The organism is Burkholderia stabilis (assembly GCF_001742165.1).
Lineage (GTDB): Bacteria > Pseudomonadota > Gammaproteobacteria > Burkholderiales > Burkholderiaceae > Burkholderia > Burkholderia stabilis.
In genome coordinates this window covers 1,128,507-1,142,315 of record NZ_CP016444.1, presented here as the reverse complement: position 1 = coordinate 1,142,315, position 13,809 = coordinate 1,128,507, and the positions used below count along the sequence as shown (strand labels likewise).

At 63.8% G+C, this 13,809-nt stretch carries 11 protein-coding genes; 5 read left to right on the top strand and 6 right to left on the bottom strand.

All coding sequences use genetic code 11. The features are described from left to right. The first annotated feature begins 19 nt into the window (after positions 1–19). Positions 20–994, top strand: a complete 975-nt coding sequence (locus tag BBJ41_RS37535; RefSeq protein ID WP_069751297.1) for an ABC transporter permease — start codon at positions 20–22, stop codon at positions 992–994. Between the two features lie 45 nt (positions 995–1,039). After that, complete coding sequence (locus BBJ41_RS37530) at positions 1,040–1,954, top strand: ABC transporter ATP-binding protein (protein WP_069751296.1); 915 nt, start codon at positions 1,040–1,042, stop codon at positions 1,952–1,954. Positions 1,955–2,017: 63 nt separating this feature from the next. Here BBJ41_RS37530 and BBJ41_RS37525 read toward each other — a convergent pair whose 3' ends face one another. From BBJ41_RS37525 to BBJ41_RS37510, 4 genes are all read right to left on the bottom strand, one after another. Then, entirely contained in the window at positions 2,018–2,860 is an 843-nt protein-coding gene (locus BBJ41_RS37525; protein WP_069751295.1) for a formate/nitrite transporter family protein, read from the bottom strand. A gap of 334 nt (positions 2,861–3,194) precedes the next feature. After that, complete coding sequence (locus BBJ41_RS37520) at positions 3,195–4,535, bottom strand: nitrate regulatory protein (protein ID WP_069751294.1); 1,341 nt, start codon at positions 4,533–4,535, stop codon at positions 3,195–3,197. A gap of 226 nt (positions 4,536–4,761) precedes the next feature. Continuing rightward, positions 4,762–6,456 carry a M4 family metallopeptidase gene (locus BBJ41_RS37515; protein ID WP_069751293.1) on the bottom strand — a complete coding sequence of 565 codons (1,695 nt, stop codon included), beginning with the start codon at positions 6,454–6,456 and terminating at the stop codon, positions 4,762–4,764. Between the two features lie 653 nt (positions 6,457–7,109). Continuing rightward, positions 7,110–8,027, bottom strand: coding sequence for an enoyl-CoA hydratase/isomerase family protein (locus tag BBJ41_RS37510; RefSeq protein ID WP_197680914.1), 918 nt, complete (start codon positions 8,025–8,027; stop codon positions 7,110–7,112). Positions 8,028–8,084: 57 nt separating this feature from the next. Here BBJ41_RS37510 and BBJ41_RS37505 point away from each other — a divergent pair, with 57 nt between their 5' ends. Both BBJ41_RS37505 and BBJ41_RS37500 read left to right on the top strand, forming a co-directional pair. After that, positions 8,085–8,474 carry a winged helix-turn-helix transcriptional regulator gene (locus BBJ41_RS37505; RefSeq protein WP_069751292.1) on the top strand — a complete coding sequence of 130 codons (390 nt, stop codon included), beginning with the start codon at positions 8,085–8,087 and terminating at the stop codon, positions 8,472–8,474. A 718-nt stretch (positions 8,475–9,192) separates the two neighbouring features. After that, positions 9,193–10,329, top strand: a complete 1,137-nt coding sequence (locus tag BBJ41_RS37500) for an alpha/beta hydrolase family protein (protein WP_069751291.1) — start codon at positions 9,193–9,195, stop codon at positions 10,327–10,329. A gap of 162 nt (positions 10,330–10,491) precedes the next feature. On the opposite strand, the gene BBJ41_RS37495 is transcribed toward BBJ41_RS37500, so the two are convergent. Then, positions 10,492–11,430, bottom strand: a complete 939-nt coding sequence (locus tag BBJ41_RS37495; RefSeq protein WP_069751290.1) for a response regulator — start codon at positions 11,428–11,430, stop codon at positions 10,492–10,494. 243 nt (positions 11,431–11,673) lie between these two features. On the opposite strand from BBJ41_RS37495, the gene BBJ41_RS37490 reads away from it, so the two are divergent. Then, on the top strand, positions 11,674–12,147 hold the full coding sequence (locus tag BBJ41_RS37490) for an acyl-CoA thioesterase (protein WP_069751289.1): 474 nt from the start codon (positions 11,674–11,676) through the stop codon (positions 12,145–12,147). Between the two features lie 13 nt (positions 12,148–12,160). Here BBJ41_RS37490 and BBJ41_RS37485 read toward each other — a convergent pair whose 3' ends face one another. Then, positions 12,161–13,603, bottom strand: a complete 1,443-nt coding sequence (locus tag BBJ41_RS37485; protein WP_069751288.1) for a sensor histidine kinase — start codon at positions 13,601–13,603, stop codon at positions 12,161–12,163. Between the last annotated feature and the right edge of the window lie 206 nt (positions 13,604–13,809).

The window sequence follows — 13,809 nt, the reverse complement described above, 5'->3', positions numbered from 1 at the left end:
CACGATACGGAGATTCACCATGTCAGTGACCCGCAATACGACCGACTGGCTCGCGGTGCGCCGCGAGCTGTCGACCCGCGGCAAGTGGACGCTCGGCGTCGCGTCCTTCCTGCTGCCGCTCGCCGTCTGGTGCGTGCTCAGCTACGTGCCGTTCGTCTGGCATCCGCAGGTGCGCATCTCGAACCCCGGCAGCGTCGATTATTTCCAGCCCGGCATGCAGGTCGACCGCGACGTGTTCGACGACGAGCTGGCGCATGCGCGCGCAACGCATGCGGCGGTGCCCGAAGGCGAGCGCGCGAACCCCGTGTACCTGCCTGCGCCGCATCAGGTGCTGCGCGCGTTCTACACGGCGTTCACGACGCCGCCGGCGTCGCGCGAGGGCGTCTGGCTTCACGAAAGCCTGTGGCACAGCATCCGCATCATCTTCTGGGGCTTCGTGATTTCGTCCGCGATCGGCGTGCCGATCGGCATCGTGTGCGGCACCTTCAGCGCGCTCGCGCGGCTGCAGGAGCCGTTCTTCGAGTTCTTCCGCTATCTGCCCGCGCCGGCGTTCGGCGCGCTGATGGTGGCCATCCTCGGCATCTACGACGCGCCGAAGATCGCGATCATCGTGATCGGCACGTTCTTCCAGCAGGTGCTGATCGTCGCGAACACCACGCGCAAGCTCGAATACGGGCTGTTCGAGGCGGCGTTGACGCTCGGCACGAAGAAGCCGGGGCTGATCGCGCACGTCGTCGTGCCGGGCATCCTGCCCGACCTGTACCGCGACCAGCGGATCCTGCTCGGCTGGGCATGGACCTACCTGATCGTCGCCGAGCTGGTCGGCACCAGTTCGGGCATCACGTGGTACATCAGCCAGCAGGCGCGCTACCAGCATTTCGACAACGTGTATGCCGCGATCCTGATGATCGGGATCATCGGCCTCGGAACCGACATCGTGCTCGCGCTGCTCGGCCGCCGGCTGTTTCCATGGGACCGCACGCTGAAGGCGTGACGGCTGAAGACGATGACCCACCCCATCCTTTCGGAAGAGACGATCATGCAGAATCCGCACAGCCTGCCCGACTACCTGCTCCAGTCCGACGCCGTCCGCGAGCGCTTCGCGCGCCTGAAGGCGCGCGACGTGATCCTCGACGTGCGCCATCTCGGCAAGCGCTTCCGGTCGCCGCAGGGCGAAGTGGTCGCGCTCGACGACATCAGCTTTCGCACCCACCGGCGCGAGTTCGTCTGCGTGATCGGGCCGTCCGGTTGCGGCAAGTCGACGCTGATCCGCATCCTGGCCGGGCTCGAATCGCAGACGAGCGGCGACGTGCTGCTCGACGGCAAGCCCGTGCAGGGCCCCGGCGCTGATCGCGGGATGGTGTTCCAGGGCTATACGCTGTTTCCGTGGCTGACCGTAAAAAAGAACGTGATGTTCGGCCTGAAGCGCAACGGCAGCAGCAACGGGGAGGCGGAGCGCGAGGCGCTGCAGTGGCTCGATCTCGTCGGGCTCACGCGCTTCGCAAACGTGTATCCGCACCAGCTGTCCGGCGGGATGAAGCAGCGCGTCGCGATCGCGCGCGCGCTCGCGAACCGGCCGCGCATCCTGCTGATGGACGAGCCGTTCGGCGCGCTCGACGCGCAGACCCGCGCGAAGATGCAGGCGCACCTGCTCGACATCTGGCGCAACATCGACGTGACGATCCTGTTCATCACGCACGATCTCGACGAGGCGATCCTGCTCGCGGACCGGATTCTCGTACTGAAGGCCAATCCGGGCGAAGTGCAGGAACTGATCGAGGTGCCGGTGCCGCGTCCGCGCGGTTATTCGCAGCTCAACACGCCGGAATTCATCGCGACGAAGGCGCGGCTCGAAGCGCTGATTCATCCCGAGCCGACAGGCGACGCGCCGGACGAGGACGCGGTGCGCCCGCACATGATCCGGATGACGGACGTGACCGACAACGTCGAGTGACGCATGCCGCCCCGCCGCGCGACGACGGTGCCGGGGCGGCCTCCCGGGGCTGCCGCAGGGCGATCAGGCCTTGCGCGCGATGGCGCCCACCGGCGCAGCGGGTACGCGTTTCGGCGCGGTCTTGTAGTGCGTGCTGTACAGCGCCGCGCCGACGAACAGCAGCCCGCCGACCAGGTTGCCGAGCACCGTCGGGATCTCGTTCCACAGCAGGTAGTCGACGATCGTGAAGTGGGCGCCGAGCATCAGGCCGGACGGGAACAGGAACATGTTCACGACCGAATGCTCGAAGCCCATGTAGAAGAACACGAGGATCGGCATCCACATCGCGATCACCTTGCCGGGAACCGACGTCGACATCATCGCGGCGACCACGCCGGTCGATACCATCCAGTTGCACATCACGCCGCGCACGAACAGCGTCAGCATGCCGGCCGCGCCGTGCGCCGCATAACCGAGCGTGCGCGCTTCGCCGATGCCTCCGATCTTCTGTCCGATCACGTTCGGCGCTTCCGAAAAACCGAACGTGAAGATGATCGCCATGAACAGCGCGACCGTCAGCGCGCCCGCGAAATTGCCGAAGAACACCAGCGTCCAGTTGCGGAACACGCCGCTCCAGGTCGCGCCGGGCCGGCGGTCGATCACCGCGAGCGGGGCGAGCGTGAAGACGCCGGTGAGCAGGTCGAAGCCGAGCAGGTACAGCATGCAGAAGCCGACCGGAAACAGCAGCGCCCCCGCCAGCGCGTTGCCGGTATTGATCGTGATGCTGACCGCGAAGGCGGCTGCGAGCGCGAGGATCGCGCCCGCCATGTAGGCGCGAATCAGCGTATCGCGGGTCGACATCGACAGTTTCGATTCACCTGCGTCGACCATCTTGGTGACGAATTCGTTGGGCGTGAGGTAGGCCATGGGGTGCGCTCGTGAAGTTGGACGGGCAAAAAAAACCGCGCCGGGCACTCGCTCGATATGCGAGTGCCCGGCGCGGACGCTGTTATCCACGTGATCGTCCGCCATGATTCGACATGACGCGATCGTCAGGCCGCCATTAGCCCGACAGCGTGTCGTTCGCAACTTTCATACCAGTGGCGGGGAAATCGCGATGCAGGCAGGCGGGGCGTGACATCGCGGGCGCCACGGCCGCGAGCCGATCGCGCCGAATCGCACTCGTGCGGTGCAGGTCGCGCCGCCCGTACGCGCCGCGCGCGCCATCGCGGTGCGCGGTGCGCGGTGTGGTGAAGCTCGCTCAGGTCTTGCCGTCCGGCGCGTTCCGCTGCGTACGTCGTCGGCCGGCCGGCTGCGCGTGTTCGTCGACGAATTGCTCGGGTGACGCAAGCGCGTCTTCCGCGATATCGGCCAGCGGACGATTGCCGTCCATCGACGCTTTCTGCAGCATCCGGTACGCCTCGTCCTCCCTCAGGTTGAAGCGCGTCATCAGTGTGCTCTTGGCGCGCTGCACGAGCTTGCGTTCGTAGAGTGCGCGACGGGCGGCGTCGAGTTCGACTTCCGCGCCGGCCAGTCGCGCCGATTGCGATTCCAGCAGCGATTTGAGGCTGGCGAGCGTCGACGGATCGGCGCCGGAGAGGCGCTCCGGCAGTTCGTGAACCGCCGCGCGCGCGGACAGCGGATCGCCGGCGAAGAAATGGGCGAGCGCCTGGATATGCGGCGGCGGATTGTTCCGCAACTGCGCCATCAGGCGTTCGGAGTCGCGCAGCGTCCGGCGCGCATCGTCGATCCGGGCGTCGCATGTTTCCTGCACCTGCAGCGTCAGCGCGATCTGAAGGTGCCAGAGATCGTCGATGCGCTCGCTCGCGGCATCGAACCATGCTTCGCTCAGGCCGGCATCGAGCGCATCGCCGGCCTGCGCCGTGCACAGCACGCGTCGCAGTTTCTCGAGCGCCGCCCCGTGCGGCCCCGTCATGCGCGTTTCCTGCCATGCGTTTTGCGCGGCGCTGGCGAAATTCGCGAACACTTCGAGACTGCGCTCCTGCGCCGCGATCAGATACAGCAGGCGCTGCTGCTGGTCCGCCGAAAACGCGCCCGCCGCGAACATGTGCGCGCCGACAGCGCGTTCCTGTCCCGCTTCCTCCTTGCCCTCGACGACGTGGACGAGCGCGATCAGCAGGCGCGCCACCGACGGGTCCGCCGCGCTGTCGGCGAGCTGGAATATCAGCTCCACCAGGCCGCCGATCACGGTGCTGAACGCCTGGACGGAATCCGGCGCGGACAGCGCGATACGGTCGATTCGTTCCCGCAGCGCATCCAGCGATTCCAGGTCGAGCAGTACCCATGCGATCAGCGACAGCAGGCGCGACGTCGAGCCGCGCGCGGGCGCCAGTTCCCGATCCAGGCGTTCGCGCAGCTGCGCGACGAGCGGCCCCGATTCGTCGCGGGCTGCCGCGCGTTCCGCGACGAAACGCCGGCCGAGCGACGCCAGATAGATACTGGTCGCGCCACGCTCGCGCTGCAGCGCATGGATCAGGCGGCCGAGCAGGTCGATCAGCTCGATCTGCCCGGCCACGCGGCGCAGCGATGCGATTTCCTGCTGCTTGGCGAACAGCGCGAATTGCAGGGCGGTGGCGGACATGGCGGCATCGAGCGGCGGTAGGGGCTCGATGCAGTGTAGTGCGGACAATAATGGGCGTCGTGGGCAACCCGTCGTCCGCCGATCGGCCGCCTGCGATCACCGGCGGCCGATCGACACCTGCCGTTTTCATGCATGGGCGACGCGTCACCTCGCTCGGCTCGCTTTCCGCCGCAGCGACGACCCGCCACGCGACGCCCGGGCGTTCAACACGCCCGCGCAAGCGCCATCAGTTCACCCCGACGGCACTCCACGCACGCGCGACCGTTGCGCTCTCGGCCGAGTTCGCGCCATACAGGTCGTTCGCCGCCTGAATGGATGCACGCCGCGCGTTCGGGTAGCTCGAGTTGGCGTTCAGGTACACGGTCAGCGTCCGGTACCAGATCTTGCCGGCCTTCTCGCGGCCCAGGCCGCTGAAGGTCGTGTCGCCGTTGCAGACCAGTTGCGTCCTCGACAGGCCGGTATCGGTCGACGGCACCGCCGGGCCTTCCGACAGCAGGTAGAAGAAGCGGTTGCCGACGCCCGACGTGAAGTGCGGATCGTGGCGCGGATTCGACCACGAGAAGCCGCCGGACGGATAGCAGCTGAACGACCGGCCATCGAGATCCTGCTTGTACATCTTGCGCAGGCCGCCGCTCACCACGCGCGCACCGATCACGTAGTTGCCGGGATCGTTCGGGTTGTTCGCGTAGAACTTCACGAGCGTGCCGAAAATGTCGGACGTCGATTCGTTCAGGCCGCCCGCGTCGCCGGAATAATTCAGGTTGGCGGTGGCCTCGGTCACGCCGTGACTCATCTCGTGCCCGGCCACGTCGACCGATACGACCGGCTTCGGCAGGCTCGTGCCCGGCTGGCCATCGCCGTACACCATGATGTGCGACGGCATCCATGCCGCGTTCGCGCCGGTCGTGCCGCTGCCGGTGTCGAACACGACGTGCGCGAAACTCTTCACGCCGCGCCCGTCGTTGAAGATGCCGTTGCGGTTGTGCGTGGTCTTGTAGTAGTCCCAGGTCAGGGCGAGACCGTAATCGATGTCGGCGGCGACAGTCTGCCGGTCGGTGGTCGTGTTGTTGCCCCACACGTTCGTGCTGCTCGTGAAGATCTGCAAGTCGCTCGCCTGCTCGACGTCCTCCGCGATCAGTCCGCGGCCGTCGTAGACGGAGCCGCTGCCGCGATTCGGATCGAGCATCCGGTACGCGTTCGTGCCGGTCTGGTCGGTGGTCAGCGTCAGCGTGCCGTAGTACAGCGAGCGGCCGGTGCCGGTCGCGGCGGCGGTCTTGATCAGGTCCTGCGCATCGAGCACGGTGCCCGTGCGCGCGTCGACGTAGTACAGCACCGCCTCGCCGTGCGCGTCGGTCGCCTTGCCGTATACGCGCACCGCGTAGGCCAGCGTCGGCGTGACATCGCGCGCGAACACGACGAGTTCCGCTTCGTCTGCGCGACGCACGTCCGAATTGAAACGCGCGACCGCGATACGCCTGACCCGGGCTGCCCCCACGTCGGGCGCGTTGCGCACCACGTAGCGATCGCCGACCTTGCCGATCTTGCCCGCGAGACTGACCGGTGCGGGCTGGGTCACGCTCGCCTGTTTCAGCTGCCCCTGGTTCGAATGAACGACGACGTCGCCGCCGATCACGGGCACGCCAGCGTAGAAGCGGTCGAAGCGCACGTGCTCGGTGCCGTCGGGATCGACGATCACGTCGCGTACCTGGAACTGGTCGCCGTCCGTCGGTGCGCCTGCCTGCGGCCCCGCGAACTTCAACGCGCGTGCGCCACCGGTAGCCAGGCTGAAAGCGGACGGGTTCTGCTGGATCAGTTGCAGCGCCTTGTCGACCGCAGCCGGCTGGTTGCCGGCCTGGGCAAAAGCGCTGAGACTCGCGAGGGTAATCGCGGAGATGGACAGCAGACGAGACAGTTTCTTCATGTAATCCCCCAGATTATGAATAAATGCGTGATATTCGAGGAATAAATCAAGTACAGACCTTGATACAAGACACGTCACGAACAGCAGAGGCATGCTAGAAGGTCATTTTTATAATTACAAGATATTTTCGGATGGATTAAATTCTTGTTCTGTCGATGTTAATCAAGTCAGGATTTGGTGAGAAACATGAAATGATCCTGTCGGCCGCGTTGGCGGTATTGGCAACATCGCGTGGGCGGGGTGGGCCTGGGGAGAGCTTGGGGTGGGGCGGGATGCCACCCAGGCAGAGAGGGAAATGTGAAGCGGGACGACAGCATCGGGCGTAATTTACTTTATTAAATATTCTTCTTCATTGTTGCCGCCGTTTGCATCGAATCCAATCGATCAGCGATTCGTTCATTTACTGCGAAATTGAGAAACAATAAAGGCCGGGGACAGCCGATTGAATACGGTATCAAACCGTCGTCAACAAAACTGCCGCGCTGTCGTCCGCAATATCCGAAGTCGTTTGGTCGGATCGATGCGCTTGCACGCGATCAGCGGCCGCGCCTTGCAGTCGGCCCATCACACGCCATAAACGGGGAGCAGCGCAGTGTCGAGCGTCTTCGTGCGATACGTTGCCCACTCCGCATGCTCACGCAAACGGTCCGCTGTCAGACAGAAGTGCGATCCGGCGATGGGGAGAGTTCGCGCAGCAGTCGTTCCAGATCGCGCTCGCCGTCCTTCGTCTGCGCGCCCGCATGCAGCCCGCCCCGAATCAGTCTTTCGGCGGCGGGCAACGCAAACAGGCCTTGCCACGCGTCGTGTTCCCGGCGGAAACCTTCACGCAGGTCCGCCGGTCGCACGGCCTTTTTTGCGGCCGCGATGACGCCGTCCGGCAACGCCGCGATATGGCGGGCGAGGCGGCCGACGAAAGCATCCAGTTCGCTGGCGGGAAGCGCGCGATTCACCCATCCGTAGCGTTCCGCCGTCAGCGCGTCGGCGAGATCGGCGCCGAGGATCACTTCGAGCGCGCGACCGCGCGTCATGCGCTGCGACAGATACTGGGTTGCCCCGCCCCCTGGGGTGATGCCCATCAGCGCCTCGCATTGGGCAAGACCCGCGCGGCCGATGGCGGCGAACGCCATGTCGGCGGCGGCCACGAATTCTGCGCCGCCGCCGCGCGCCAGGCCCGCGAGCTTGACGATCGTTATTTGCGGCTGGGCACGGATCGATTCCCCGAAGGCCTGGAACGGGTTCAATCCGTCGGGGGCTTCCCTGGCGATCTGGTCGAAAGCGTGGGGTTCGTCGATCAGCGTCATGTCGACGTGAGCGATGAAGAATTCGGGATCGGCGCTTTGGAATACGATCACGCGGGTCGACGGATCGTCGTGGACCGAGGCGAGGAAACGTCGGATCTCGCTCATCAATGCGACGTCGAGTACGTTGACAGGCGGATTGTCGATGGTGACGGTCGCCACGCCGCAATCGTGCTCGATGTGAAGCCTGGAATAAGCCTGGTTGCTCATCATGTCCCTTGATTGTGGTTGCTCAGCCAGGAATGTCCTGTGCTGCACAAACATGGTATCCATCGCATACTTGGCGTCAATTACGCACCTTAAGCATCCCAAGTATGGTGGAGCATACCGATGAGTTCTGATCTCGATCCGATTTACCGTGCCGACTGCCCGAGCCGCGCCATCCTCGACCAAATCGCCGACAAGTGGTCGATGCTGGTCTTGATGGTGCTGCGCAAGCCGCATCGTTTCAATGCCATCAAGCGGCGCCTCGATGGCATTACCCAACGCGTATTGACGCAGACGCTTCGCAAGCTGGAACGCAATGGCATGGTGACGCGCACCGTCATGGACGGAAAGATCCTGGGTGTGGAATACGCACTGACACCGCTCGGCAGATCCCTCGAATCGCCGTTTGCCGCACTCTATGACTGGACCGTCGAGAACATGGAAGCGATCCAGGTCTGCCAATCTCGCTACGATCAATGCGATGAGCAAAATCGCTCAGATTCGGTTGATTAGGATGTCGTAGCGTGTCGTTGGATCATCGGCATACTCGACACCAGGCTGAACACTCGGCCTGCATCGAGCAGGGTTGTGCGGCCGCTGGATTCCGCAAAGGCCCCGGGTGCATCCCGGTGCCGACTGGCGGCCCGCCACGGCCGCTTCATCAAGAGACCACCTGTCTCCGCAGCCCGGTACCGTCCAGCGAGCAGGGCCGGGATATGTGCTGTTTTCATCAAACCAGCAGCGCAATGAATCGCCGCCGAGACCTTGATCAACGGAGAAGCACGTTTGGCCGAAATATCCCTTTTCCTGGCCGGTTCTACGCTTTTCCGAACCAATCCCCCATGCTTTACTCGCCCCTAGGCTCTCCCCATGACGGGAAACACGTGTTCGTCGATGCGAGGGGAATTGCCTGGCTGCTAGGGTAACGAGCTGATCGAGACCGATCGTCCATGCCGACAGGGGAAAACCGAGGAATAGCGGTACAGCACGTCTGTCAGAGCGGCGTTCGGCCTGGCACCAAGCGGCGCGATCGCTCGACGCCTGGGAGGCATGACGGGCCATCGTCAGCGGGTTCCGGTCGAACGTTGTTTTCGAGGGCGAGGGCGGGTAGCGGCTCACACGCGATGAATTCGCGGAGTGACCGCATTCGACGGGTGGAACCTCAGCGACGCCGCCCGCAATTTCCAGCCAGACAAGAGCAGGAATTTTTCGCCTGAAAAAAAGAGGAAAGATGAAGATCAATTTGTTTCGCATGGCTACACGATTGACCGGCGCCATTCTCCTCGCTGCGTCAGTCTCCACCACCCACGCCGCGGACAACGGCAGGCCAGCGGCTGCCGGCGGCGCCGACAGGTGGAACGCCGCACCCACGCAGGGTTTCGACTGGCAGAAAGGCGGGCAGAATGACGTCGAAAGGTTTTCGGCCGAGGCCGGCGGCAAGCGAAGTTTCTATGTGTCGCTGTCGAAGTCTTTCGATCCGTCTGCCCGACACCGCCTCGTCATCGTGTTCCCCGGGACAGATACGAGCGGCAAGGAGATGCAAACCTGGTTCGGCGCGGGATGGAGCGGCAAGAAGACCGGCATCGAGCACTACATGCGCGATACGATCTTCGTCTATCCCGATCCGAAGCGCAGGACGTTTCCAGGATGGCGCGGTTCCGACTGCGCCCCCGACGCCGAGCATTGCTGGCTGAACACACGCGGCTGGCTGCTCGGGCCTTACGCGTCGCGCGATCCGAACCAACGGCAGGCCATCGGAGATGCCGACCTTAAGTTCGCCGATGAACTGATCGATAAACTCAAGCAGGTATACGGTGTCGACGACGACAGAATCTTCCTGACCGGACACTCGTGGGGCGGCGACATGGCTGCGGTCGTCGCGTGCCTGTCCGGCAGGCAGTTCGGCGGCGTCGCGCCCATCGGCGCAAACGAGCCTTTCTGGTTCAAGACGCCAACGGGGAGCGCCGTTCAATGCAAGCAGACCATGCCGATCTGGACGTGGTTCGGTCGCGACGACGAATTCTTCAAGGACGCCGAGGAAACCTCGCCGGAGCTCGGCAATCGCGACCCGCGCGGCCTGTTCGGAAAGCTTCAACACGAATTCTGGAAGCGCGACCGCACATGCTCGGCACATAGCGATGTCTCGTTTCCCATCGACATCACCGGCGTGCCCGCCAGCAATCGGCTCACGACTGACGCTCAACACAGTACCGTCGCGACAGGGTGCGTCGATCGGGACGTCGTTCGATTGACCTTGTACGACCGCGCCTATTCCGGTGACGGAAAGGCTCCGGGGCATTATCCGCCCGACTACGCTGGACGGGAGATCGCAAAATGGTTCAACGCGTTATCCGGAGATCGACGCTGACGGCGGCCGCGACACGCGGGTAGCGAAAACCGGGGCAAGCGTGCTGGAAAGAAGCTCGGCATCGGCAACAATTGCACGAATTGTTCCAATTCGAGTTGCTTCCGAGTCGACGACAGCACTGCCCCGCTTATTCTCGTCGCTCGGAAGCGAGCGGACTATCTCTTACGCCTGACGCCATTTTGCCAACGTAGGCAGCGCGTGCTCGGTGGCCGTTTCATCCAGACGGGTCCAGCTATAAAACGTGCCTGGCCATTCCGGAACGGGTAGCGGGGCCGCGCAGCGAATGTCCGTGAGGCCCGGCCGATAGGCCTGACATGGCCAGAACAGCGGCATCACGCGGCGCGCTTCCATGCCGTCGCGCAACTCGGCCGGCCCGTGCGCGTCGGACACGATATCGCAGTGAAACGACCAGTCCTCTTCGTTCCAGGCGAGCAATACGCTGGGCGCGCCGGCGGCGTCGAACATCAGCACGGCGTCTTGATGGGGGCGCCAGTAGTATTCGACGATCCCTTCCCGCGCGGCCACCTCGTCGATCAGTTTGACGATCCGCGGGTCCCGGTAGGTCGCGCCCGCTTCATGCAGGCTGATGTGCCCGCGGGCCGCGCAGTGCTTGCGTTTCGCGTTGTCCAGCACGGCTGCCAGCTTGCGCGCCATCTCGACGTCGGTCTTCTTCAGATAGCAATCGATCAGTCCGGCGTTGAACGCGTCCACCGCCGCGCGCTCGTCGGCGACGCCGGTGAGCAGGATTTTCGTGCAGTTCTCGTTGCGGATGGAGGACAGAAACTGGATGCCGTCGACCTCCGGCATCGAATAGTCGACGACCACCGCGCCCACCGCCTCGAACCGTGCGGGATCGGCAAGCGCATCCTGGCCGACCGCATTTCCACCTTTTTTCTCCGCACCGAAATAGTCCGCGGCCGTTGGCGGCATCTCCGCATCACGCGACGAAACGAAGTCGAGCGCCACCTTGGGTTGCGTAAAAAAACGGTTCAGGTGTTCGTCCGGAAATGCGCCTTGCAGCGCCTGCAGGAAATCCGGATTGTCGTCGACAAACACCACGGACACGGGATAGAGCACCGGCTGCCTGACAAAGGATTGCATACGAGTCTCGATAAATCAGCGGAAGTAGAGGCGGTACCGGCGACGCATTACCGCGAATGGCGGTCGAATTGCACGACCGCGCCAATTATCCGGTGAAAGCAGGGCGCGCATCAACTGCTCGCATTCGCCATTTCGACACGTTTCGATCACGCCGCTCAGGAGAATTGCCCGGGGAGAATCGGGCCATTCCTTCTCGTCGAAGGAATGCGCCGCTACCGCAAGTAGCGATTCAAGGAGTTATCCATGCTGACGCGAGACGCGATTCTTCACGTCCTTTCCAACGAAACGGCAGATCTGTCCGAAAAAACCTTCCATCACGTCATTGACATTTACCTCAAGGATTCCAATGCCTTCATGAATACCTATTTCGCACGCTACTTCGAATGGCAGGGCGTATGCCGTGAACGCTGGTTTCACGAATGCATCCACAACAACCTGCTGGCGGCCGGCGGGTCGTTCGTGACCAAGCGCGCGCATCAGGAATACGTCCACGAGACGTTTCCGTTCCAGCGGGTCGATTGCTTTCTCAATACGTTCGAGGTTCGGCAGTGTTCGGCGTATCTGCTGTTTCGCTTCTACGTCGACGGGCGACAGGTGTCGCTGGGGTATCAGCAGATCGTGTTTGCCGGTCCCGACAAGCGGATCCGCCGGTTTCCGGCGGGCATCATCGAGCGCGTCAAGGCGTATGAAGTGATCCTGCCGTCCGCCGTGAACTGAAGGTGAAACCGCCTTACCCGATGCGATAGCGCCGGGAGGGCGCCGGCGGATCGCGCAATGCCTGGTCCGCCGGCGAACCGGGCTCCGGCAGCCGAAGCGTGAACGTGGTCCGTACGCCAGGGACGGATTCACACGCGATGGTGCCGCCGAGCGCTTCGCATACGCGGCGGCAAAAACTCAGGCCCATGCCGGCGCCGCAACCGTGCGATTTGGTCGAGAAGAAGGCGTCGAAGATTCGAGGAAGCACCTCGGGCGCAATGCCCGGGCCCGTATCGCTGAAACGCATCACGCAATAACCGTCGCTGCGATGGGCCTCGATCCCGATCTGCCCGTGGCCTTCTGCGTGGATCGCGTACAGGGCGTTTTTCAGCAGATTGAAGATGACGAATATCACGAGCGAGTCGGATCCGGAAAACCGAAGGTCCGGATCGATCGCGCCGACCGATACGCGGTCTCGCTCGCCCGGACGGAAGGGGAAGCGATCCAACGCGGCGTCGACACAGGCCCGTATCGAATAGGCGGCGAAGCCATGGCGATCGAGTCGGTCCAGCGTAAAGGACGCCAGGGACATTTCGACCACGGTACTCGTGGTGTCGACCTGGCGCCGGATCGACGACGCGAGCGCCGGCAGCCGCTCCAGCTGCCCGGGATACAGACCGTCGGCGCACAACCGGTGCTCCACCGCCAGCCGATACCCGCGCAGCAGGACCGGCAGGACGTTGCGCAGCTCGTCCGCGTGCAGGCCGATCGCCGCCAGCGGCGTGGCCACTTCGTGCGCGACCGTCGCGGCCAGCAGATAGGGGCCCATCAGGCCATAGCGGACGATCGACGTCGCGAGAATCCCGAGACTGAGCGCGATGAACAGCACCCCCACCGGATAGAACTCGACGCCGTAGTTCACCGCGTAGTCGGTGGCCGCGAGCGAGTAGAAGCCCAGGCTGACGAAACATTGCGTGAGCAGTTGCCGGACGTCCCGCGCTCGCTCCTGTCGTCTTGCCTCGATCAGCAGCCAACCGCTGCGGCCGGCCAGCAATACCGTCTGCACGACGTGCAACGGATGCAGCGGGCCCGCCTTCGGATACGGTCCAAAGAAATGCACGCGGAATCCATCGACGACCTCATTGCTCGTGACCAGCAGCACGGCCAGCACGACGCAGAGCCCGTAGGACGCGAACATGATCGGCCGCTCGCCGCGACGCGACACGACCTCCGTCACGAAGTGATAGAAGGTCGTCGGCAGGAAAAGGATGAACAGATAGCCGGCCTTGACCAGCACGTCGGCGATGTCCGGATCGGTCGTCTGGAACAGGAAGGCCCACGTTCCCTGCCAGACGAAGGTCGCCGCGCACATCAGGACGAACGGGACGGATACCCGCGTAAGCCCCTTGGTGGCCAGCACGTAGAGGCCGAACCCGAGAAACAACGCAGAGATGAACGCGGGCAGGATCGAGTACATGATGCGTAAATCCACAATGTTCACGGGTCGCGCCGGCTGGCGAGCGCGCGGGTTTGTCCACAGGGCTTCCGCGCATCAAAATCGTCGATCACGCGGGTGACGGATGCCGGATAGGATAATCGAATGCCATCGTGCTCAAGAGCCGGCCATCGATTAAAACCTGGCCGCTACCTGCTATGTCGCCGCGATTGGATTTGTCATCGCGA

What these genes read in the sequence shown, in the direction of transcription:
- BBJ41_RS37490 (WP_069751289.1), top strand. Translation starts at nt 11,674, where the DNA reads ATGCTGACGCGAGACGCGATTCTTCACGTCCTTTCCAACGAAACGGCA.
- BBJ41_RS37505 (WP_069751292.1), top strand. Translation starts at nt 8,085, where the DNA reads ATGAGTTCTGATCTCGATCCGATTTACCGTGCCGACTGCCCGAGCCGC.
- BBJ41_RS37510 (WP_197680914.1), bottom strand. Translation starts at nt 8,027, where the DNA reads ATGGATACCATGTTTGTGCAGCACAGGACATTCCTGGCTGAGCAACCA.
- BBJ41_RS37520 (WP_069751294.1), bottom strand. Translation starts at nt 4,535, where the DNA reads ATGTCCGCCACCGCCCTGCAATTCGCGCTGTTCGCCAAGCAGCAGGAA.
- BBJ41_RS37495 (WP_069751290.1), bottom strand. Translation starts at nt 11,430, where the DNA reads ATGCAATCCTTTGTCAGGCAGCCGGTGCTCTATCCCGTGTCCGTGGTG.
- BBJ41_RS37485 (WP_069751288.1), bottom strand. Translation starts at nt 13,603, where the DNA reads ATGTACTCGATCCTGCCCGCGTTCATCTCTGCGTTGTTTCTCGGGTTC.
- BBJ41_RS37530 (WP_069751296.1), top strand. Translation starts at nt 1,040, where the DNA reads ATGCAGAATCCGCACAGCCTGCCCGACTACCTGCTCCAGTCCGACGCC.
- BBJ41_RS37515 (WP_069751293.1), bottom strand. Translation starts at nt 6,456, where the DNA reads ATGAAGAAACTGTCTCGTCTGCTGTCCATCTCCGCGATTACCCTCGCG.
- BBJ41_RS37500 (WP_069751291.1), top strand. Translation starts at nt 9,193, where the DNA reads ATGAAGATCAATTTGTTTCGCATGGCTACACGATTGACCGGCGCCATT.
- BBJ41_RS37535 (WP_069751297.1), top strand. Translation starts at nt 20, where the DNA reads ATGTCAGTGACCCGCAATACGACCGACTGGCTCGCGGTGCGCCGCGAG.
- BBJ41_RS37525 (WP_069751295.1), bottom strand. Translation starts at nt 2,860, where the DNA reads ATGGCCTACCTCACGCCCAACGAATTCGTCACCAAGATGGTCGACGCA.